At 57.1% G+C, this 19,969-nt stretch carries 20 protein-coding genes and 2 pseudogenes; 7 read left to right on the plus strand and 15 right to left on the minus strand.

What is annotated here, in order from left to right:
- Window positions 1–42: 42 nt before the first annotated feature.
- The 3 genes from FEE96_RS21165 to FEE96_RS21175 form a co-directional block, all read right to left on the minus strand.
- Complete coding sequence (locus tag FEE96_RS21165) at window positions 43–1,011, minus strand: DUF3179 domain-containing protein (RefSeq protein ID WP_138165130.1); 969 nt, start codon at window positions 1,009–1,011, stop codon at window positions 43–45.
- Between the two features lie 132 nt (window positions 1,012–1,143).
- Window positions 1,144–1,692, minus strand: a complete 549-nt coding sequence (locus tag FEE96_RS21170) for a peptidylprolyl isomerase (protein WP_138165131.1) — start codon at window positions 1,690–1,692, stop codon at window positions 1,144–1,146.
- Window positions 1,685–2,191 carry a peptidylprolyl isomerase gene (locus tag FEE96_RS21175; protein WP_138165132.1) on the minus strand — a complete coding sequence of 169 codons (507 nt, stop codon included), beginning with the start codon at window positions 2,189–2,191 and terminating at the stop codon, window positions 1,685–1,687. The genes FEE96_RS21170 and FEE96_RS21175 overlap by 8 nt, the downstream gene beginning before the upstream one ends.
- A gap of 134 nt (window positions 2,192–2,325) precedes the next feature.
- Here FEE96_RS21175 and FEE96_RS21180 point away from each other — a divergent pair, with 134 nt between their 5' ends.
- Both FEE96_RS21180 and FEE96_RS21185 read left to right on the plus strand, forming a co-directional pair.
- Window positions 2,326–3,516 carry a phosphoglycerate kinase gene (locus tag FEE96_RS21180; RefSeq protein WP_138165133.1) on the plus strand — a complete coding sequence of 397 codons (1,191 nt, stop codon included), beginning with the start codon at window positions 2,326–2,328 and terminating at the stop codon, window positions 3,514–3,516.
- A gap of 340 nt (window positions 3,517–3,856) precedes the next feature.
- Window positions 3,857–4,156: a septum formation initiator family protein gene (locus FEE96_RS21185; protein WP_138165134.1), complete on the plus strand. Its 300-nt coding sequence runs from the start codon at window positions 3,857–3,859 to the stop codon at window positions 4,154–4,156.
- On the opposite strand, the gene FEE96_RS21190 is transcribed toward FEE96_RS21185, so the two are convergent.
- Complete coding sequence (locus FEE96_RS21190) at window positions 4,153–4,593, minus strand: DUF6924 domain-containing protein (protein ID WP_138165135.1); 441 nt, start codon at window positions 4,591–4,593, stop codon at window positions 4,153–4,155. The two genes, FEE96_RS21185 and FEE96_RS21190, sit on opposite strands and share 4 nt — an antisense overlap.
- A 152-nt stretch (window positions 4,594–4,745) precedes the next feature.
- On the opposite strand from FEE96_RS21190, the gene pdhA reads away from it, so the two are divergent.
- The 4 genes from pdhA to FEE96_RS21210 all read left to right on the plus strand — a co-directional run bounded on the left by pdhA (window position 4,746) and on the right by FEE96_RS21210 (window position 9,126).
- A complete protein-coding gene (gene pdhA / locus FEE96_RS21195; RefSeq protein ID WP_138165136.1) occupies window positions 4,746–5,735 on the plus strand; it encodes a pyruvate dehydrogenase (acetyl-transferring) E1 component subunit alpha in 990 nt (329 codons plus the stop codon).
- A 12-nt stretch (window positions 5,736–5,747) separates the two neighbouring features.
- On the plus strand, window positions 5,748–7,121 hold the full coding sequence (locus FEE96_RS21200; protein ID WP_138165137.1) for a pyruvate dehydrogenase complex E1 component subunit beta: 1,374 nt from the start codon (window positions 5,748–5,750) through the stop codon (window positions 7,119–7,121).
- A gap of 13 nt (window positions 7,122–7,134) precedes the next feature.
- Window positions 7,135–8,439 (plus strand): pyruvate dehydrogenase complex dihydrolipoamide acetyltransferase, encoded by a 1,305-nt coding sequence (locus tag FEE96_RS21205; protein ID WP_138165138.1) that lies wholly within the window; start codon window positions 7,135–7,137, stop codon window positions 8,437–8,439.
- A 156-nt stretch (window positions 8,440–8,595) separates the two neighbouring features.
- Window positions 8,596–9,126: a hypothetical protein gene (locus FEE96_RS21210; protein ID WP_138165139.1), complete on the plus strand. Its 531-nt coding sequence runs from the start codon at window positions 8,596–8,598 to the stop codon at window positions 9,124–9,126.
- Window positions 9,127–9,433: 307 nt separating this feature from the next.
- On the opposite strand, the pseudogene FEE96_RS23885 reads toward FEE96_RS21210, so the two are convergent.
- A pseudogene (locus tag FEE96_RS23885) lies at window positions 9,434–9,592 on the minus strand (cysteine synthase); the annotation flags it as partial.
- A gap of 96 nt (window positions 9,593–9,688) precedes the next feature.
- Between FEE96_RS23885 and FEE96_RS21220 the strand changes: the two are divergent.
- Window positions 9,689–10,945, plus strand: a complete 1,257-nt coding sequence (locus tag FEE96_RS21220; protein WP_138165140.1) for a glycosyltransferase — start codon at window positions 9,689–9,691, stop codon at window positions 10,943–10,945.
- 143 nt (window positions 10,946–11,088) lie between these two features.
- Here FEE96_RS21220 and cysE read toward each other — a convergent pair whose 3' ends face one another.
- From cysE to FEE96_RS21270, 10 genes and pseudogenes are all read right to left on the minus strand, one after another.
- Window positions 11,089–11,904, minus strand: coding sequence for a serine O-acetyltransferase (cysE, locus tag FEE96_RS21225; RefSeq protein WP_138165141.1), 816 nt, complete (start codon window positions 11,902–11,904; stop codon window positions 11,089–11,091).
- A gap of 145 nt (window positions 11,905–12,049) precedes the next feature.
- Window positions 12,050–12,325 carry a DUF7742 family protein gene (locus FEE96_RS21230; protein WP_171021774.1) on the minus strand — a complete coding sequence of 92 codons (276 nt, stop codon included), beginning with the start codon at window positions 12,323–12,325 and terminating at the stop codon, window positions 12,050–12,052.
- Window positions 12,325–16,250: pseudogene (locus tag FEE96_RS21235) on the minus strand (baseplate multidomain protein megatron). The gene FEE96_RS21230 and the pseudogene FEE96_RS21235 overlap by 1 nt, the downstream one beginning before the upstream one ends.
- Window positions 16,250–16,696: an NlpC/P60 family protein gene (locus FEE96_RS21240; protein WP_138165143.1), complete on the minus strand. Its 447-nt coding sequence runs from the start codon at window positions 16,694–16,696 to the stop codon at window positions 16,250–16,252. Before FEE96_RS21240 ends, FEE96_RS21235 begins: the two are co-directional and overlap by 1 nt.
- Window positions 16,693–17,583, minus strand: a complete 891-nt coding sequence (locus FEE96_RS21245; protein ID WP_138165144.1) for a DUF2163 domain-containing protein — start codon at window positions 17,581–17,583, stop codon at window positions 16,693–16,695. The genes FEE96_RS21240 and FEE96_RS21245 overlap by 4 nt, the downstream gene beginning before the upstream one ends.
- Window positions 17,580–18,212, minus strand: coding sequence for a DUF2460 domain-containing protein (locus FEE96_RS21250; protein ID WP_138165145.1), 633 nt, complete (start codon window positions 18,210–18,212; stop codon window positions 17,580–17,582). The genes FEE96_RS21245 and FEE96_RS21250 overlap by 4 nt, the downstream gene beginning before the upstream one ends.
- Before the next feature lie 90 nt (window positions 18,213–18,302).
- Window positions 18,303–18,962: a phage tail tape measure protein gene (locus tag FEE96_RS21255; RefSeq protein ID WP_138165146.1), complete on the minus strand. Its 660-nt coding sequence runs from the start codon at window positions 18,960–18,962 to the stop codon at window positions 18,303–18,305.
- A complete protein-coding gene (locus tag FEE96_RS21260; protein ID WP_138165147.1) occupies window positions 18,955–19,164 on the minus strand; it encodes a rcc01693 family protein in 210 nt (69 codons plus the stop codon). Before FEE96_RS21260 ends, FEE96_RS21255 begins: the two co-directional genes overlap by 8 nt.
- Window positions 19,161–19,481, minus strand: coding sequence for a gene transfer agent family protein (locus tag FEE96_RS21265; RefSeq protein ID WP_138165148.1), 321 nt, complete (start codon window positions 19,479–19,481; stop codon window positions 19,161–19,163). Before FEE96_RS21265 ends, FEE96_RS21260 begins: the two co-directional genes overlap by 4 nt.
- A gap of 3 nt (window positions 19,482–19,484) precedes the next feature.
- On the minus strand, window positions 19,485–19,898 hold the full coding sequence (locus tag FEE96_RS21270) for a phage major tail protein, TP901-1 family (protein ID WP_138165149.1): 414 nt from the start codon (window positions 19,896–19,898) through the stop codon (window positions 19,485–19,487).
- Between the last annotated feature and the right edge of the window lie 71 nt (window positions 19,899–19,969).

Consider the following 19,969-nt stretch of genomic DNA (forward strand, 5'->3'; position numbering starts at 1 on the left):
TAGTTGGCACATAATCTCTGGCGATGGGCGTCTTTCATTCACTTATTGGGCATCCAACATCCACTCACCCTCAGGCCAGAAGGCATGAAACGCAAAAGCAAACATCACGTCATGGGCCAGATCTCGCCCCTGCCCGTCGCGCACCCGAATGGATCCCACGTCCCGTCCCGCAGCAATTTTCCCGGTATCCAGTGCCGAGGCCTGACCGGCACGCCAGGAAATCACCACCCCAGCTTCGCGGACCTCGCCTACCTCGGCAAGACGTGCCAACGGCCAGGCCCGTGTGCCGACCCGCACCACCCGCGCCAGCGGACGAACACCGTGTGGCGGCGGTTCTCCATTGTACAAAAATGGCCGTTCAGAGCTGTCATAGCCACGATACGGGTTACGTCCATAAGACCGGTTATAGGCAGGCTCTGCCATCACCAACCCCTCTGGATTGCGCGTCACAAACTCCTGCCAGCTCTCCATCCAGCTCGGCAGCAGCTTTAACCTGACGCCCGTCATATCACCAACAATCCCCTGTCCCAGCGCCTGCTGCCACCAACTCTCGGTCTCGCGATCAAACATCACCATGTCAGAGTTTCGCAGTTTTCCAGACACCCCAAAGGTCAACACACCAGCTGAGGTACGTCGATCAAACGTCATCGCAGAATTACACAGCGGACAAAACGTCACTGCAATAGGCACATCACCAATGCTGTCATTCACAATTTCATGCCAGGTCAGATAACGCAGCGGATAGGCGCGCGGTGTTTGTCCTGCAATCTCCACTGTGATGACAGGTTCACGCGCCCCAATTCCCTGCGCATCATCTGTGCCAACAAACTGTGGATTGTCCAACGCCGGGATGCCATCTCTGGGCGGCCCGCCAGACAAGATCTCGGCCCAGCTGTCAACGCTGGTTCGGCTAAAATCAGTGTTGGGCCATTCGGTGCGCCAATTTTCCGGGTCAGCGGCGGCTCCCCCAGACAGGAGAGTAAAAACAACAAGGCACGTACGCAGCAACATATTCAGCCCCTCTCTAGGGACCAGAATGCGCTCATCCGGGATCACAAACACCAAAAAAAAGCGTGAGCAACCGACGGTCCGGCTGCTCACGCTTCTAAAGCTGCAGAACTTCCCCCAGGAAGTTCCAAAGATTTACTCGGTCACGGTTACCGTTTTCATAACATCCGGCTGGCCAGTGACAGCTCCCGAACGCGGATGACCCAGTTTGATCGCATTCACCACATCCATGCCAGCGGTGACCTTACCCACAACGGTGTACTGACCGTTCAGGAAATATCCGGCATCAAACATGATGAAAAACTGCGAATTGGCACTGTCAGGGCTCTGGCTGCGCGCCATACCCACAACACCTGCGTCAAACGGCATCTCCGAAAACTCGGCCGGAATATTACCCAGATCCGATCCACCGGTGCCTGCACGGCTCATGTCCATGCCCAAACGGCCATGCTCAACATCACCGGTCTGTGCCATGAAGCCCTTGATCACACGGTGAAAAACCACACCGTCATACAGACCATTCGCGGCCAATGCTGTGATCTGCTCGACATGCTTTGGGGCAACGTCTTCGAACAAGTCGATTGTGATGGTACCATTGGCCCCTTCACCTTCAACGGCGATCTCGATGCCAGAGGCCAGCGCAGGGCTGGCCATCAGGGCAAAGGCTGCTGCAAACTTAAGCATCTGCTGCAACCTTAACTGAAATCATCCGGTCTGGCTCCGCAGGTGGCTCACCACGGGTGATGGCATCAACGTGATCCATACCTTCAATAACCCGGCCATAAACGGTGTACTGGCCGTTCAGGAAATGGTTGTCGCTAAAGTTGATAAAGAACTGCGAGTTGGCGCTGTCTGGGCTGGCTGAACGAGCGGCGCCAATGGTGCCACGGTCGTGCGGCAGCTTTGAAAACTCGGCTGGTACATTAGGCAACTCGGACCCACCAGTGCCTGCGCTACGCAGGTTGAAACCGTCTTCCATGTCACCATTGGCCACATCGCCCGTCTGCGCCATGAACCCGTCAATCACCCGGTGAAAGCAGACATTGTCATACTCGCCACCACGCGCCAGTTCCTTCATGCGATCACAATGCTGAGGGGCAACATCCGGCAGCAGTTCGATGACAACGTTACCGCCTGTCAACTCGATGATGATGGTGTTTTCTGGATCTTTAATCTCGGCCATTTGGCTCTCCTGTCTTGTCTATTTGCGGTGATATTTAAGCTGCGTGCCACCAATTGCCAAGGGAGCATTGACTGCACAGCAAAAAGCCCCGAGATAAACGCCAGATTGACATAGGTTTTTCCAAGGAGACGGACATGGGCTGGAACACGCTGGACGATATGGAACTGGCAGGAAAACGCGTATTGCTGCGTGTTGATATCAACGTACCAGTGGACAATGGCGTGGTGAGCGACGACACCCGTATCCGCCGCGTGGCCCCCACAGTTGCCGATATCCTGGCACGCGGTGGCAGCCCAATCCTGTTGGCGCATTTTGGCCGCCCCAAGGGTCAGGTCGTACCTGAAATGTCGTTGCGCCCCCTGCAACCCGCACTGGAAGCCGCATTTGGCGCCCCTGTGGTGTTTTGCGCCGACTGCCGTGGCCCCGCGGCAGAGGCAGCCGTAGCCGCCCTGCAAGACGGTGAAATTCTGCTGCTGGAAAACACCCGATTTCATCCGGGCGAAGAAAAGAACGATACCGATCTGGCGGCAGAAATGGCCCAGCTCGGCGATATCTATTGCAACGATGCCTTCTCCGCGGCCCACCGCGCCCATGCTTCAACCGAGGCCCTGGCCCAATTGCTGCCCGCCTGTGCTGGCCGCCTGATGCAGGCAGAACTCTCCGCCCTCGAAGGCGCGTTGGGACAGCCCAAACGCCCGGTAACGGCTGTGGTTGGCGGTGCCAAGGTGTCCTCCAAGCTAGAATTGCTGGGCAATCTGGTTGAAAAGGTTGACCATCTGGTGATTGGTGGCGGTATGGCCAATACCTTCCTCGCCGCCCAGGGCATAGATGTTGGCAAATCTCTGTGCGAACACGACATGACCAGCACCGCGCTTGAAATCATGGCCAAAGCCCAAACAGCCGGCTGCAAGATCTTGCTGCCCACCGACGTTGTTGTCGCGCGCGAGTTCAAGGCAGGCGCTGTCAATCAAACCGTCGCTGCAGACGCTTGCCCCGCTGATGCGATGATCCTGGACGCAGGTCCAGCCACCGTTGCTGCCATGGCTGATGTATTGGCGTCCTCCCAAACCCTGATCTGGAACGGCCCAATGGGTGCCTTTGAAATTCCGCCTTTCGACGCCGCGACAAATGCAGCAGCCCAACAAGCGGCCGCGCTAACCAAATCCGGTGACCTGATCAGCGTCGCTGGCGGCGGTGACACCGTGGCGGCCCTCAATCAAGCAGGCGCAGCCAAGGATTTCAGCTATATTTCCACCGCCGGCGGCGCTTTCCTGGAATGGATGGAGGGCAAAACCCTGCCAGGTGTTGCAGCATTGACCCGGTAACCCCGGTACAAAACGATCTCTCCCATCGCTGGTACCGCTAGCAAATGTCACTGTTCAAGAGTCTCTGAACAGTGTGCGGACTTGCGGTGGGAAATCGTTAACACAAGACAAAATAGAGAGAATTCCAACTCCCGGATTTCATCTAGCCTGATATATCCCCGCCGGAGGCTGCGGCCCGCAGGGCCACCCCCAAAAAACCTTACAAAACCCTTAACGAAAAAAACTTAGGACATTGGACTCAAAGGGGATTCACAAGCCGAATCGCCTGTGCCATAACCATTACAGACGCAGGATCAACCGGCGCTAAATAAACTTGAGCAGTACATACAGGCTATCCCACGTGACCCGAAACCACAGACCCACTCTTGGTTCATTGTCCTTTTTTGCGGCCGCATTCGCGCTCAGCGCGTATTTTACTTTTGCGGCGGTACAGGGGGATTACGGGTTATTTCGCAGGGTCGAGATCGCGGCAGAGACAGAAACTCTGGGCCGCGATCTCACCCGGCTCAATCTTGAAATCGCACAGATGGAAAACCTGACACGTCGCCTGTCCGATGATTTTCTTGACCTTGATCTTCTCGACGAACAGACCCGTTCAGTTTTGGGTGTCTTGCGCGCTGACGAAATCGTCATCCGCTAGAATTCATCGAGTGGTTTTAAGTAACCATCCTCAACACACTCTTCCACAATTTCCTCGAACAACAGGTTGCCAGTCGAAAGATTGCTTTCAACCTGCCAAATCTCGTTGAGGTGGGCCCGAAATGACGCCGCCTGACCTTCCGGGTCGATGCAGAGAACAGGGCGACCCTCCTGTGACAATGTCAGTTCATCTACAGCAAAGATGACCACTGCTTCAGGGTATGGAAACGCTTCCCTCAGCGTCTCTTCATCAGAGCCAACAAACCTTTGCGCGTCAACAAATCGCAGATCAGCGCGAAACCCCATTTCGTTTTCCACCAAACTGTCTTCACATAGCTTACGCCATTTCACGGCATTGACGTCGGTTATCAGAACCATTGGCGACGCAGAGTCTTCCAAAATATTTTCCCTTACAAACAGGCAAATCACTGTTTTCATATCTACCGACTCCCCATAGCATTCACCACAGATCACTGCGGAAAACAGCCCGTCTCAGGCGCGCGCAACAAAAATACTCGCCAGCCGCGCCAAAATGATTTATTAGATAGTTTAACACTAAACTATCTAGCCTACAGGGGGAGTTCACCACCATGGCTGCGAGAAAAAGCGTTAAGAAAACAAATGTTTCCGCCGAAGAACTGACCGAGCACTATCGCTCGATGTTGTTGATCCGGCGATTCGAAGAAAAGGCGGGCCAGCTTTATGGCATGGGCCTGATCGGCGGCTTCTGTCACCTTTACATCGGTCAGGAAGCTGTTGTTGTGGGTCTCGAATCCGCAGCCGAAGAAGGCGACAAACGCCTGACCTCCTACCGCGACCACGGCCATATGCTGGCCTGTGGCATGGAAGCTGGCGGCGTTATGGCTGAACTCACCGGACGCGAAGGCGGCTTGTCCAAGGGTAAGGGCGGCTCGATGCACATGTTCTCGAAAGAGAAACATTTCTACGGCGGTCACGGCATCGTTGGTGCTCAGGTGCCAATTGGTGCCGGTCTGGCCTTTGCTGACAAATACAAAGACAACGGCCGCGTTACATTCACCTACTTCGGTGACGGTGCCTCCAACCAGGGCCAAGTCTACGAGACCTTCAACATGGCCGCCCTTTGGGAACTGCCGGTGATCTTTGTCATCGAAAACAACCAATACGCCATGGGCACCTCGCAACAACGGTCCTCGGTCACACCAGACATCTACACCCGAGGCGCCGCTTTTGGTATCCCCGGCGAAGCTGTTGATGGCATGAGCGTTCTTGCCGTAAAAGATGCTGGCGAACGCGCGGTAGCCCACTGCCGCGCGGGCAAAGGCCCCTATATCCTAGAAGTCAAAACCTACCGCTATCGTGGACACTCCATGTCGGACCCGGCCAAATACCGGACCCGCGAAGAGGTTCAGAAAATGCGCGAAGAGCGGGATCCGATTGAACAGGTCCGCGCGATGCTGCTCGAAAACAAATACGCCACCGAAGATGACCTCAAGGCCATCGACAAAGAGATCAAAGAAGTGGTCAACCAGTCCGCTGATTTTGCTCGCACCAGCCCGGAACCAGCGCTCGAAGAGCTCTGGACCGACATCTACGCTTGAGGGGATTGAAACATGGCAACTGAAATTCTTATGCCCGCCCTGTCTCCCACCATGGAAGAAGGCACCCTGGCCAAATGGTTGGTCAAGGAAGGTGACACCGTAAACTCGGGCGACGTGATGGCCGAGATCGAAACCGACAAGGCGACGATGGAGTTCGAGGCGGTTGACGAAGGCATCATTGGCAAAATTCTTATTGCTGAGGGCACCGAGGCCGTCAAAGTCAACACCGCCATCGCCATTCTGGTCGAAGACGGGGAAGCTCTGGATGCAACCCCAACCACCGCAGCCGCAGCCGCTGCCCCAGCCGCAGTTGAGGCCCCGGCCCCAAGCGCAGCGCCGGTAGCCGCTTCCGTTCCTGCCGCACCGGCAGTGGATGTGACGCCGGACTGGCCCGAAGGCACCGAACTGGTTCAAACCACGGTCCGCGAAGCATTGCGCGACGCAATGGCCGAAGAGATGCGCAGTGACGACGGCGTTTTCCTGATGGGTGAAGAAGTTGCCGAATATCAGGGCGCTTACAAAATCTCGCAGGGTCTGCTGGACGAATTTGGCGCCAAGCGGGTGATCGATACCCCGATCACAGAACATGGTTTCACCGGCATCGCCGTTGGCGCAGCCTTTGGCGGGTTAAAGCCAATCGTCGAGTTCATGACCTTCAACTTTGCTCTGCAAGCGATGGATCACATCATCAACTCAGCAGCCAAGACACTGTATATGTCTGGTGGCCAGATGGGTGCCCCAATGGTGTTCCGCGGTGCCAATGGCGCTGCAGCCCGTGTCGGCGCGCAGCACAGCCAGGACTTTGCGGCCTGGTTCATGCAGATCCCCGGCCTGAAAGTTGCGATGCCCTACTCCGCATCTGATGCCAAGGGCCTGCTGAAATCAGCAATCCGCGACCCTAACCCGGTTGTCTTCCTTGAGAACGAAATCCTCTATGGTCGCGCCTTTGACGTGCCCAAACTGGATGACTACACCGTTCCATTTGGCAAGGCCCGCATCTGGCGGACCGGCACTGATGTGACCATCGTGTCGTTCGGTATCGGCATGCAATACGCATTGGAAGCGGCTGACAAGCTGGCTGAAGACGGCATTTCAGCCGAAGTCATCGACCTGCGCACCCTGCGCCCGATGGACACCCCGGCGATCATCAAATCGGTGATGAAAACCAACCGTCTGGTGACAGTTGAGGAAGGCTGGCCCCAGGGATCTGTTGGCAGCTACATTTCTTCCGTTGTGATGCAAGAGGCTTTCGATTACCTCGACGCCCCAGTGATCAACTGCACCGGTAAGGATGTCCCGATGCCCTACGCCGCCAACCTTGAAAAACACGCACTGATCACCACCGAAGAGGTGATTGAGGCTGTAAAACAAGTGACTTACCGGTAAAGGAGACAGAGCAATGCCTATAGAAATTCTCATGCCCGCCCTGTCGCCCACCATGGAAGAAGGCACCTTGGCGAAATGGCTGGTCAAAGAGGGCGACACCGTGTCGTCCGGTGACCTTATCGCTGAAATCGAAACCGACAAGGCCACGATGGAGTTCGAAGCTGTCGACGAAGGCGTCGTTGGCAAGATTCTGGTCCCCGAAGGCAGTGAAGGCGTCAAAGTCAACGTTGCGATTGCTGTGTTGCTGGAAGACGGTGAAAGCGCTGATGACATCGGTGCCACACCAGCAGCCGCGGCGGCCCCAGCCGCAGCAGCTGCGACAGCAGAGCCGGGGCCCGCACCGGCGTCCTCTCCTGCGCCAGCAGCCCCCGCCCCGGCGGCACCGGCAGCGGCAGATGGCACCCGGATCTTTGCATCGCCCCTTGCCCGCCGTATCGCGGCCAACAAAGGTCTGGATCTGGCAACGCTGTCCGGATCTGGTCCCCGTGGTCGTATCATCAAGGCAGACGTTGAAAATGCCGTGGTAGCACCTAAGCCTGCCGCCGCAGCGCCTGCGGCCACGCCTGCTGCTGCCGTATCGCCGACAGGTCCATCGGCGGATATGGTTGCCAAGATGTACGCGGATCGTGACTACGATGAGGTCAGCCTTGACGGAATGCGCAAAACCATTGCCGCACGTCTGTCCGAGGCCAAACAGACCATCCCACACTTCTACCTGCGCCGTGACATCCAGCTGGATGCACTGCTCAAGTTCCGCGCTCAGCTGAACGCACAGCTTGCGGGACGCGGTGTGAAACTCTCGGTCAACGATTTCATCATCAAGGCCGTCGCCATCGCCCTGCAACAGGTCCCCGAGGCCAACGCAGTCTGGGCTGGTGATCGTGTGCTGCAAATGAAGGCATCTGACGTAGCTGTAGCTGTGGCAATCGAGGGCGGCTTGTTCACCCCGGTTCTGCAAGACGCCGACAGCAAATCGCTGTCATCCCTGTCGACCCAGATGAAAGACATGGCAGCGCGTGCCCGCGACCGCAAACTGGCCCCGCATGAGTATCAGGGCGGCTCTTTTGCGATTTCCAACTTGGGCATGTTTGGCATCGACAATTTCGACGCCATCGTGAACCCACCCCATGCCGGTATTCTGGCGGTGGGCGCAGGCAAGAAACAACCCGTGGTTGGCGAAGATGGAGAGCTGAAGGTGGCCACCGTGATGTCGGTCACCATGTCGGTTGACCACCGCGTCATTGACGGTGCGCTTGGGGCCAACCTGCTAAACGCCATCGTCGACAATCTGGAAAACCCGGTGATGATGCTGGCCTAATGCAGGCTGGATAGAAAATGAGAAGCCCCGGTCATAACGATCGGGGCTTTGTACGTAACACACCAAGTAACCGATTTGAGCCCACTTTGACCAATAAAGCACCTTGCGATAAGGTCCGCTTTTGACACAACAAATCCCCTCCGGGGTCTTATGAACATGACCGACTTCAATCCACAAACCCATGTTGTGCTTTCAGATGATGAATTGGCATTTCAAGCCGACCCCGCCAGTTGGCGGTACGGCCCTACTTTCGATGTACGCTTTTTTTTCAACCATTCGCTCAATTTTGCCGATTTCGAGACTGCATTGCTGAACGACCCGCTTCGCATTATTGATCCGAGGTTCGACACTCCGAGCCGAGTGCTCCTTCGTCACGAGCAATGGCCAAATTGCGTTGGTGCGCGGTACTATGACTTTCAGAGACCCAATCGTCGCGAGCCGACAATCCTGTTCTACCCGAGACAGTATAAAACAATATTGGATGGAATGTATTTTTCCCGCGGTCGTCGCGAGGACCTTAGTAAGTTCCTGGATCCCATCATTTCCCTCGCGCTCCGCATCAAAACGGCTTGCGACGCTCATGAAGTTATGCTGTTCACGCAGGATTTTTACCCAGGAAAAAGCCCAGAAACTGAGATCCTTCCGGGTGTGTTTCTTGCCGAACCGATATTCGAAGCAATGAGATAATTGGCATCGGAACTCGAAAGCGGCTGCAGACAAGTCTCTAGTGAGCTTTCGAGTTCCGATCGGTTCCGTCTGTCACAAAATGAGCGCAAGTTGCGTAGACTTACCTTTCGCAGAATTCAAAGGGAACAATGGAGCAATCGTCGTGAAGTCCAAAGGTCCCGCATAACGCTTACAAAGACTTACAGAGACTACAACTAGCGCGAAGTCTCACAAGTTTTCCAAATTCCAAAAAGGGAGCGCACCTACCCCCATCTTCGTCACCTGCGCATCATCTGCCGCCAACGCAGCACTGGCGACAGCTCCTTTATCAGTGCTTAAATCTCGAGAGGGTCAGTTCCTCGCCGTCGATATCGGCGCTGATGCCTTCGAAAAGTAGGGGCGACAGGTAGCGTTCGCCGGTGTCTGGCTGCATGGTCAAAATGACCGAACCTTCGGGCGCCTTCTCGACGACCTTCAGCGCGGCAGAAACGGGTGCACTGCGCTACAAAGTCCAATCGCATTTTGTCTCAGACAGGTTGAACCATCCCCGCTTCCTGCCTACTTAAGCTGAAAAGAGGCGCATATGAAAATTCTATTGATTGCAATTGGTTCGCGCGGAGATGTACAGCCGTTTGTCGTGCTGGGAAGCCGTCTGAAAGCTGAAGGACATGACGTCCACATTGCAGCAGCCGAAGGATTTTCCAGTGTGATTTCGGAGGCAAAACTGGCGCACCATCCTTTGCCAATGGACCTTCAGGATCTGATGCAGTCTCCCGAAATCAAGTCTGCGCTCACCTCGTTCTCCGGCAAGATCAAGGCCTACCGTTGGACAAGCGAGATCATGAACCAACAGCTGAGTGCGATATGGCAGATCGGCATGGATGTCGCGCCCGGACTGATTTTGTACCACTTCAAGGGAGCACTGGCGCCCTATCTGGCTCGGAAACTCGGCATTCCGGCTTGGCCCATCATGCTGCAGCCGGGTTTCACTGCAACACGCCAATATCCGCAATTCCTTGTGGCGTCGCGCTCTCTTGGCCGGGTTGGCAATTTGGCCAGCCACAAAGCCATTGGTGCGCTGATCAAGGTCGGGACCAATTTGATGATCAAGCGTTGGATCAAGGCGAGCGGGACAGAGATTGGCCCCATGATGGATGTTCAGGCGGGTTATGCCCCTGATGGGTTGGTGACCCGCCCCCATGCCTATTCGCCCCACATAACGCCACTTGCCCCGGATATGTCGGAGTCTGAAGAGCAGGTCGGTTACATATTTGCCAAACCAGAGGAGTTTATGCCGCCGCCAGCGCTTCAGTCTTTTCTGACAGAGGGTCCCAAACCAATTTATGTTGGATTTGGTTCGATGCCGGGCATTGATCATCAACGCATCAACACCGCACTCCTTGGCGCGCTTGAACAAACCGGCATTCGGGCTGTTGTCGCAACAGGCTGGGGTGGGTTTGCTGATTTATCTCCCGGCCCGAATATTCATGTTCTTGAGGCCGTTCCACATACCTGGCTCTTTCCGCGTGTCGCTGCGGTGGTGCATCACGGTGGATCCGGGACAACCCACGAAGGTCTCCGCTGGGGACGACCAAGCGTTATCTGCCCACTTTTTGCCGACCAGCCCTTCTTTGGCCAACGTGTTGCCGACTTGGGGGTTGGCCCAGCCCCCATTGCCCAAAACCGCCTGACAGCAGACAAACTCGCCTCCGCACTAAAGGCCGTCATGAGCCCCGAGATGACTGCCAAGGCAGAAACGCTTGGCGCATCGATGAGGCACGAGGACGGCGCAGGCAAGATGGCGGATCTGATCAATCAGATTGACAAGGTACAGTCCTAAGTTTCTGGCACAGTTGTCGAAAACGCGCCCGGCAAAACCACCCTGCCGACAGCACCACGTTTGATCTTTTACTGCCACAAAAACAAACACCTACCGAGAAAACTCTCGATAGGTGCCAAAGTCTAGTGCGAATTGGCTTGGGTCTATTTACCGCTACCGCAGGGAACCACCTGATCCATATTGACGGCAGGTTGATCGCAGCCTGCCTCACCAACGATCTTGGCCGGAACCCCAGCCACAGTTGTGCACTCAGGGACTTCGTTCAGCACCACAGACCCGGCAGCAATACGACTGCACCGACCAACCCTGATGTTACCCAACACCTTAGCGCCAGCCCCGATCAACACGCCATCAGCGATCTTGGGGTGGCGGTCCTCTTCTTCTTTACCGGTCCCGCCCAGTGTCACGGAATGCAGCATCGACACGTTATTGCCGACCACCGCGGTCTCGCCGATCACAATGGAATGGGCATGGTCGATCATGATCCCCTGCCCGACTTTGGCGCCGGGGTGGATATCGATGCCAAAAATTTCCGAAGTGCGCATCTGGAAGAAATAGGCCAGATCCTCTTGCCCTTCCGTCCACAGAAAATGGCTGACCCGGTAGGCCTGAACCGCCTGATATCCTTTGAAATACAATACCGGCTGCAACAGACGATGGCAGGCCGGATCACGATCATAGATCGCCATCAGATCTGCACGGGCAGCTTCCACAATCGCCGGAGACTTGGCAAAAGCATCGTCAACAATCTCACGCAGCACCATCATCGACATCTCGTTCGAGCTCAACTTGGCGGCAATGCGATACGACAGAGCTTTTTCAAGCGACGTGTGGTGCAGAATACAGGCGTGGATCAACCCGCCCATCAAGGGCTGCGTGGCAACCGCTTCCTGAGCTTCGGCAGTGATCTGATCCCAAACCGGGTCAATCGATGTAACGGCGTGCTGTGTTTCAACCATGGCTATACGTCCTATGCTGCTCTTAACAGTGGCATCTAAGATGCCTTTTGCCAAATGCAAAGTCTTGATGGTTCATATTCCTGTGTTGAATGAATCAGCAGCGTTTCCGCCATGGCAGAATAGTAGTCCCTCAATTCAGCGGGTCTTAGCGCCTCATCAACCGGTGCAGTACCAAAGCGAAGCACCGGCAGTATTCGGTGTTATCAAAGCTGGGCTCATCCGCCAGATTGTAACATCTGGCCGCCGCCATCAGTGAACCATTGCCATAGGAAGAGTGTAATCTTCCACTCAAACGCACATGCTCCTCCGCCTGATCTGCCTGCACAAAAATACGCTGACAAAGCCCGTCACGCGCATCCTCGTCAACTAGTAGCAGCGCCCGTGCCACCGAGGTCACATCCCCATGCAGCACCGGCCGCATCACCCTAGAATCACCGTTGCTGGCAATCCCGCGCCATATCTGGAAGAAACCTGTGTCACTTCCACCCTGTCTCCGGCAATCACACCATCCGCAACCTGCGCACTGGGGCTATAGCTCCAACTTGGGGTGTTCATGCTGTACTCCCCCACCAGGGTTTCGCCGCGCAGGACCTGAACGCGATACAGTTCTGTCTCTTCACCCAAGGGCACCTCGGGCAAATCCCAACTGTCGCCATCAATCCGGGTGCGGCGGATCCAATTGAACACCACATCCTCGCCCAGCGCACCGACTTGTTCTAGATGGACTGGACTGTAGGGGCGCAAGCCATTGCCATTAAATGCCTCAATCCTGTGGACATAAGAGGGATCATCATAGCCACGCCGGGCCGACCCAATGCGGTAATGCCGCGAAATGCGCCGCTGGGCCGAAGTCAGCCCTATCTGTACAGGGGTTCCATCTAAACGGACAACCCAGGATCCCACGGGCCAGGTTGCGGGCATCAGCGCGTCACTCCCCAATTGACCGCGCAAACGTCGTCGCAGCAGATAACTATCCGGACCGATCAGCTCCGCCTCCTGAAACTGTAAAAGCTCCCAATTGCCGCTGGTGCCGTCACCAATGGCCAGCAGATTGGCCCCATTCAACACCGCATCAGCCTCTCGGCTCTGCAAACTACCCGAAATCAAGCTCACATGCAGATCACCGCCTTGGTCCCAACGCCCGGTTGGAGCCGCCGCTAACGGGGATTTGGTGATACCCATAGTTGTCCCGGCAGCAATGATTTGATCCAGCACATAGTTATCATCGCTGTTTGAATCATACACTGCCACTGTCCCTGGCCAGGGTTGTGCGGTCACCGCAAGAAGTGGCGCATGTGGGATTTCATCGCCGTGCATCAGGGGAAGATCTAAAAATAGCGGCAACACCGGTACTGGGGGAGCAAAAGCCGTTAGCCCCGGCAGGTCTTCGGCCATCTCGGAAGGCGTATAAACCTCGGGTTCGGTGCGCACAGCTTCGGCCAGTTGCAACTCCGTCTGTTCCAGCTGATCTATCCGGTACAGGGTTTTGGTACCGTTGCTGTCTGGCAGCCGCACCACATCACCTGCGCCCAGCGCCATGGCGGATGGTGGCAGAGCAAAACGGATAGTGTCCCGCGCCACCCGGGCCTCGGTCAGCCAACGTTCCACCACCTGACGTCCCTCACCGCGAGTCAGGGCCAGCGGCAGATCGTTTTGGCTCACGGCATGGGTGGCCTGATCCGGCAGCACGGCTTCTTCCCCAACCACATCATGATCGCCGCCAGACAGCACAAACCGCAACCTGACCCGGCCTGCCAGTTCAGCCTCACTTTCGCGGATCTGTTCCATGCTTCCGTCTATTGCATCACTGATCGCTAACAGATCCGGATCCAGATCCACCGCTGCCAGCCCATTGCGCATCTGAAACGTCAGCACCCCATTGCGTTCAATCGCATCAAAGCCAAAGCGCAACATAAGGGGTTGCAATGCCGCCCGTGCTTCGCCGACATCCGCGACAACATACCCGCGCACCACCCCGTGCAGCTGCGAGACATCATAACTGCCGGCCTCCAGCCCAGCGCGCTGACAGATCTCACCCACAACCGAGTTCAATGTGCGCTGCCCTACCCGGCCATTCAACCAATGCCCGCGCGGGTGATTGTCTCCGTCGCTCCAGATATCCAGCGCATTTGGGAACACCGGAAAAGGACGCGCGTCCCAGGCCCAGACATAGGCGTTGGCCATATCCAGCATCGGTGCCCCGTAGACCTCCGATATTGGATTATTCTCCACCTGTCCCCAGTGCCCCAGCACAGCGCGCAGATATTGGGTTTGGATCAGATCATCCCGCAATCCTGTCGAGAATTTTGGCAGTTGAGATTCCGAACTTTTGGGATCTAGAAATTTGTTGGGTTGATTGGTTCCCTTGTCTATGGCGGCACATCCCAGCTCGGTGAACCAGATGGGCTTACTCTGTGGCTCCCAGGGTGTGGCCAAGGCCTGCCGCACGCCCCCAATACGCTCATGATGGTCGTTGTGCCACCATCCGGCTAAGTCCTTATAGCGCCAGATCCAGTGTTCACCCTGTGCGGTATCCTTGATCTCTGTTCGGATCTGTGCCGCCTCGGCTTCGGGCGAGTGATAGTACCAGTCAAAGCCTTCACCGCCTTCGACATTGGCCTCCAGATAGGCAGGATCATAGATACTGGTCACCCCAGCCTGTGTATCCAGATGATCCTCTCCTTCGCGCCAATCCGACAACGGCATGTAGTTGTCGATACCGATGAAATCGATATTATCATCCGCCCATAGGGGATCCAGATGAAACAGGTGATCGCCTTCTGGGCTATCATAGCCAAAATACTCGGACCAATCAGCGGCATAGCTGATCTTGGTCTCTGCCCCAGCAGGGTCCGGGCCTCAGCCGCCAACTGCCGCAACGCCTCTACCGCAGCAAAGCCAGCGGCCCCACGGATCTGGGTCAACCCGCGCATCTCGGAACCAATACAAAAAGCCTCAACCCCACCAGCCGCCGCACATAGCGCTGCATAATGCAGGATAAACCGCGACAGCGACCATTCCTCTGGGCCACTATAGGTCACAGCGCCATCCCCAATATCAAAATCGGCCGCAGTCACCGTACCAACAAAGGCTGCCACCTCTGCATCCGCTACCGCGGTCTGATCCGGTGACCCCACACGCCCCGGAGCCACGGACAAAGTGATCCGCCCCCGCCAGGGCAGATGTGGTTGATCCATAGACTCGCTCCAGGGATCTGGCAGATCGTTGCCCTGCTGCTGGTCCATCAGGACAAACGGATAGAACATCACCCGGCGCCCCTGATCCCGCATATGTCGGATCGCCTCAACCACCGAGGCATCCGCTGGGGTGCCACCATAAATTGGGCGGTCATCCTCTTGGGTGATGCCCTGAGCTGTGGAACGGCTTACCCCGGACACTGTCCAGGGCATGTTGCCCCCATCCGACAGCGCCTGCTCGACTTTGGGACGCAGGCTACAATGCCCACATCTCAGATCGCTGCCAAACCAACTCACAACCAACGAAGCCGCGTCGCAGCTTGGCAGTTCCTCCTCCAGCGCCCGCATTGAGGTCAGGAAATCCGTTTGTCCCGAGGGCGCGTGGCTATTGGCTGGTTGAGCCTGCCCTGGCCCGTGATCGTAATGGACCGCTGAGGTGGCCAGTGTGTATTCACCAGTTCCTGGCATCAACGCCACTCCGCGCACCAGCTGACCGAGATCCTTTTCATAGGTCACACTATCCGGTTGCTCTGCCCGGATTACTTCAAATGAAAATTGCGGCACCCGGTTGCCAAAAGGCTCCAGAGCCAGATCTTCGATCACCACATAGGCGGTGCCGCGATAGGCAGGCACCTGATCTGCACCTTCAATTGCTGCAATCACCGGATCAGGGTCCTGATCCTGAGTGCCGGGGTACAAACGCAGGTTCAGATCTGCGATTGCCACCTCCTCACCATCTGCCCAAACACGGGACACACTGGTCACTTCGCCTTCACACAGCGCAATCGCCAGCGAGACAGTATAGCTATAGCGGGTCACACTGGGCTGGCTTGGTGCCCCCTTACCACCGCCACCGCTGATGGTTTTACTTTCCTGAAACTGCGAGGCCCAGATCACCTGCCCGCCAATCCGCATCCGGCCATAGATCTGCGGGATCGGAGCGCCTTCGCTGGCATGGGTCAGGCGAAACCGGTCTACCTTGCCGGTTTCCACCGGATCCGACCCTGCGCCCAGCAACCGCGCATCAATCACCCGGCCCAGTGTCGCACCAACAGCACGCCCCACAACAACGGATGAAAGCCCGGCCACCGTACCCCCAACAGATCCCCCAAGTGCAGCCCCCGCTGCCGACAATAGAATGGTTGCCATCAGATCTTCTCCTCAGGGAAGTGAAAGCGCGCGACGATACGACGGCGCCAGGGGATGCTGAGCGGGCTTTCGACAACACCGTGGCCCGAATAGGCATGGACAAACCGCCAGGGCTGTTCCGTGCGGGACTGGATCCCCAGATGTTTGGCCACCGCACCCTGTCGCATCCGAAACAGGATCACATCTCCAACAGCCGCCTGATCCAGTGGTTTACCCACCAGATATTGCATGGCTGCCTGCCACAGACGTTCCTCCCCCTGCGGTTCGGACCAATCCTTGGAATAGGCGGGCACCTGGGCAGGCTCTTCTCCCAGCACCTCTCGCCAGATCCCGCGCACCAGCCCCAGACAGTCACAGCCTGCGCCCTTGCTGGCCGCCTGATGCAAATAAGGGGTACCAATCCATGTCCGCGCCACCTGCACAACCTGATCCGCCAGCACAGTCATCTGCGACTGCCGCCGGTTGCAGTCCCGTTTTGCTTGGGCACCGACATCACCCAGTCTTCGCCGGGGATATCCGGGAAGCCTTGAAAGTTGACCAAATTGTTGAATTTCAACCGACAACTCTGCATCCGCTTGTCGCACCCCGCCACCAGCTGAACCATATCGCCCGCTGCGATCTCTGCCCGCAACGGCTGCCACAGCTCGATCACCCGGAGGGTTTCCGTCGACCGGTCTTGTTTGATCACGCCGCCTAACCCCTGCGCTGCCCCAGACAGCACCTCTAGCTGCCCACGGGCAAACCACCCCGGTTCAAACCCAGCCAGATCCTGCCAGCGAAATTCCTGCTGCCTCTCGACCTGCTCGACAGGGAGTTGCTCGGTGTATCCCGGTGTATCCAGCGCAAATCGGCCCGTTTCATCGCCCAACACGGCCGTACAGGGTTTTTGATAGACCCGCCCCAATGGTCGGTTCAAGGCTTCGCTCAGCCCCCGTAGTTCTGCATGGAACGCACCGCCCGCGCGGCGCAATTGGCCCATGGACCCGCGAAACATCAACCAACGGGTGGTCACATCCGCCCAGTTCACCATCCAGCAGCGCACTTCGGCCCCATCAAACCGACCGGCCTCAATATCCGTTTCGCGGATAGCCGCGTCACTCAGCCCCCCAATCGCTTCGGTGTTGTCCACCGACAGCCCGGTCGCCTGTTGCAGCGCCAGCGCGGTCAAGCCGGTGCCGGCCTGGAAGCTGTAGCCTTCAAACGCGAGGTTCTGGTCATGATCGGTAAATCCGTAGGTCACCCCATCGGCACGGGTGACAAGCCAGGCTCGGCACAGGGTGGTCAGGCCTTGTTCTACATGGGCCTGAAATGCAGCACTGACACCCGCAGTCATACCCGCACCTCGACCACTGGCACATTGGGCACGTCACCCGCCTGAAAATTGGAAACACTGGTCAGGATCCGGTCAGTGTCAAAGCGCACCGGCACATCAAATTCAAACCCGGCAACAATGCTCATGCCTTCCGCTGGTGGATGTACAAAAGTGATCAGACTACTGGACACATCCAACGAGAAATCCACAGTCTCGCGCAGTTCGTCCTGTTCAATGCCCACCCGCACCGAACCCGCCACAGGTTTGGCAATCGGGCGTTCATACAGATGGTCACCTGATCGATACGTCTTGCACAACTGAAAGCTGACGGTAGTGCCATCCCCCACCGCAATCACCTGATCACGATAATCAACGTCACCCGAAGCCCGCGCGGATTTATAGTCTGACCAGTCTTTCCAGCGGAACCCACACATCTGACCCTGTCGCGCCTCAAAAAATGCGATCAGCAATTCGATATCATCCAGCGACCGCAACCCCAGCCCAGCGTCATAGCGCCTGCGCGAATGCGCCCAGGGGGTGTTGCGCTCTTCATGACCATTGGCCAGTGTCACCACATCCGTGCGCCGCTCGGGACCACCAATAGAACCAAAGCTCAGGCTGGCTGGAAATCTTACCTCGTGGAACGTCATAGCTGCTGTCTCCAATCCTGCTCATGGCTTGTGTTACGTCTTGATCCCTAGGGCGCACCCGGCCTATCGGTCGGGCAGCGCGATGGCCCTTTACCGATTACGGTTGCCACGCCCCAAGGCCCGGCTCATCTGTGCGGCGATCTGGCCCTGACTGCGGGCAAAGCTGCGCACGTCAGGCGTGGTGACGTTCATCACTACTTTGACTGAACCACCACTGCCATTGCGCACCCCCAATGCACCGTCCGGGCCACGTGCCAGCGGCAGGATCGCCTCGGGGCCTGCTTCGCCCATCAACCCGGTGCCACCACGCATGGGAAAACTCGTGGCACCACTGACCACGCCACCGCGCGCAAAAGGCATCACCCGGCCTTGGGAAAACGCCGCACCATCGCCAAAGGGCAGCAGCCCACTGATCAACCCTGCCACTCCATCGGACAGCAACCCGCCAACATGATCGGTCACCGGTTTGGTCGCCGCGTTGTAAGTGGTCTGGATCATTGAACGCGCCACGGTTTCCAGCGCCTCGGAGAGTTTCATGCCGTCAAAGGCCACACCGTCAAAGGCGCGACGCAGACCCTTGGACATGCCGCGCTCCAGCGTGGCGGCATCACGCCCGGTGGCTGCAAAAGCCTCGCGAACGCGGCGCAGTTCTGCGTCAAACGTCGCCGCCATACCGGCAGCGTCACCTAATGCTTCGCCCAGGCCTTCGCTTTGGGCCTCAAGATCCGATAATGCCTCATGATCACTCATTTTTTTCTCCCGTGTCGATGGGTTGGTCAGGAAATTCCGCCATCAAGCTGGCCAAACCGGCCTGACCCATCGGAGTTTGATCAACACCCTGACCCAACATCAGACGCAGCTCGGCTGGGGTGAGGCGCCAAAATTGGTCTGGTGTTAGCCGCAACCCAACCAGCCCAGCTCGCATCAGGGCAGACCAGTCAAGTGTTTTCATGTCTCTTCTGGCGTCATGAAGGCCCGCGCCAACAGCTGCGCCGCTGCGCGTGCCGCCATCAGTACCCCGCCTTCTATTTCTGCTTTGGCCAAATCCGAAGGCGTCATCGCGTGTCCGCCCCCCTGCAGCCCAGCAGCAATCAACGCCAGTACGTCACCCGCGGAAAACCCACCACTTTCGAACCGCTGCACCAGATACACCAGAGATCCAACCGCCAGGGAGTGCTCCAGCTCTGCCAAAGCCCCCAGCGTCAGTTTCATCACCCGAGGGGTTCCTTCGATCACCAGCGTCACTTCACCTGCCCAAGGATTGCTCATGGCTCAAACCGCGGTAAAGGTCAGCGCACCCGCGCTGGCCAAGGCCAGTTCATAGGTGGCCTCACCATTGTGGCTGCCGGCGTATTCCAAAGCGGTGACCTGAAATGCACCTTCGACGATGCCAAAATCTGGGATGATCACCTGAAAGTCCGGTGTTTCGCCGTCAAAGAACAACTGCCGCGCGCGTTCATCAGATCCCGCATCGCGAAACACACCCGACCCCGAAATAGAGGCAGACCGAACCCCAGCACCCGACAGCAGCTCGCGCCAACCGCCTTGACTTTCCAAGCTGGTGACATCCACCGTTTCCGCATTGAAACTGATCCGCGTGGCGCGCAGCCCTGCGAGAGTTTCAAACTGTCCATCGCCGGTCATGTCCACCTTGACCAAGAGATCCTTGCCGTTTTGGGCCGTCATTTCGTTTCTCCAATTACTTCAAAGTACTACACGTCACTTTTAGTCGTCTGATCGACAGACCAGGCTCCGCC

It is taken from the genome of Parasedimentitalea maritima (assembly GCF_005771405.1).
Lineage (GTDB): Bacteria > Pseudomonadota > Alphaproteobacteria > Rhodobacterales > Rhodobacteraceae > Parasedimentitalea > Parasedimentitalea maritima.

What these genes read in the sequence shown, in the direction of transcription:
- FEE96_RS21250 (WP_138165145.1), bottom strand. Translation starts at nt 18,212, where the DNA reads ATGACGTTCCACGAGGTAAGATTTCCAGCCAGCCTGAGCTTTGGTTCT.
- FEE96_RS21230 (WP_171021774.1), bottom strand. Translation starts at nt 12,325, where the DNA reads ATGCGGCCGGTGCTGCATGGGGATGTGACCTCGGTGGCACGGGCGCTG.
- FEE96_RS21245 (WP_138165144.1), bottom strand. Translation starts at nt 17,583, where the DNA reads ATGACTGCGGGTGTCAGTGCTGCATTTCAGGCCCATGTAGAACAAGGC.
- FEE96_RS21190 (WP_138165135.1), bottom strand. Translation starts at nt 4,593, where the DNA reads ATGAAAACAGTGATTTGCCTGTTTGTAAGGGAAAATATTTTGGAAGAC.
- FEE96_RS21165 (WP_138165130.1), bottom strand. Translation starts at nt 1,011, where the DNA reads ATGTTGCTGCGTACGTGCCTTGTTGTTTTTACTCTCCTGTCTGGGGGA.
- FEE96_RS21260 (WP_138165147.1), bottom strand. Translation starts at nt 19,164, where the DNA reads ATGAAAACACTTGACTGGTCTGCCCTGATGCGAGCTGGGCTGGTTGGG.
- FEE96_RS21270 (WP_138165149.1), bottom strand. Translation starts at nt 19,898, where the DNA reads ATGACGGCCCAAAACGGCAAGGATCTCTTGGTCAAGGTGGACATGACC.
- FEE96_RS21205 (WP_138165138.1), top strand. Translation starts at nt 7,135, where the DNA reads ATGCCTATAGAAATTCTCATGCCCGCCCTGTCGCCCACCATGGAAGAA.
- cysE (WP_138165141.1), bottom strand. Translation starts at nt 11,904, where the DNA reads ATGGTTGAAACACAGCACGCCGTTACATCGATTGACCCGGTTTGGGAT.
- FEE96_RS21200 (WP_138165137.1), top strand. Translation starts at nt 5,748, where the DNA reads ATGGCAACTGAAATTCTTATGCCCGCCCTGTCTCCCACCATGGAAGAA.
- FEE96_RS21175 (WP_138165132.1), bottom strand. Translation starts at nt 2,191, where the DNA reads ATGGCCGAGATTAAAGATCCAGAAAACACCATCATCATCGAGTTGACA.
- FEE96_RS21220 (WP_138165140.1), top strand. Translation starts at nt 9,689, where the DNA reads ATGAAAATTCTATTGATTGCAATTGGTTCGCGCGGAGATGTACAGCCG.
- FEE96_RS21255 (WP_138165146.1), bottom strand. Translation starts at nt 18,962, where the DNA reads ATGAGTGATCATGAGGCATTATCGGATCTTGAGGCCCAAAGCGAAGGC.
- FEE96_RS21240 (WP_138165143.1), bottom strand. Translation starts at nt 16,696, where the DNA reads ATGACTGTGCTGGCGGATCAGGTTGTGCAGGTGGCGCGGACATGGATT.
- pdhA (WP_138165136.1), top strand. Translation starts at nt 4,746, where the DNA reads ATGGCTGCGAGAAAAAGCGTTAAGAAAACAAATGTTTCCGCCGAAGAA.
- FEE96_RS21265 (WP_138165148.1), bottom strand. Translation starts at nt 19,481, where the DNA reads ATGAGCAATCCTTGGGCAGGTGAAGTGACGCTGGTGATCGAAGGAACC.
- FEE96_RS21210 (WP_138165139.1), top strand. Translation starts at nt 8,596, where the DNA reads ATGACCGACTTCAATCCACAAACCCATGTTGTGCTTTCAGATGATGAA.
- FEE96_RS21170 (WP_138165131.1), bottom strand. Translation starts at nt 1,692, where the DNA reads ATGCTTAAGTTTGCAGCAGCCTTTGCCCTGATGGCCAGCCCTGCGCTG.
- FEE96_RS21180 (WP_138165133.1), top strand. Translation starts at nt 2,326, where the DNA reads ATGGGCTGGAACACGCTGGACGATATGGAACTGGCAGGAAAACGCGTA.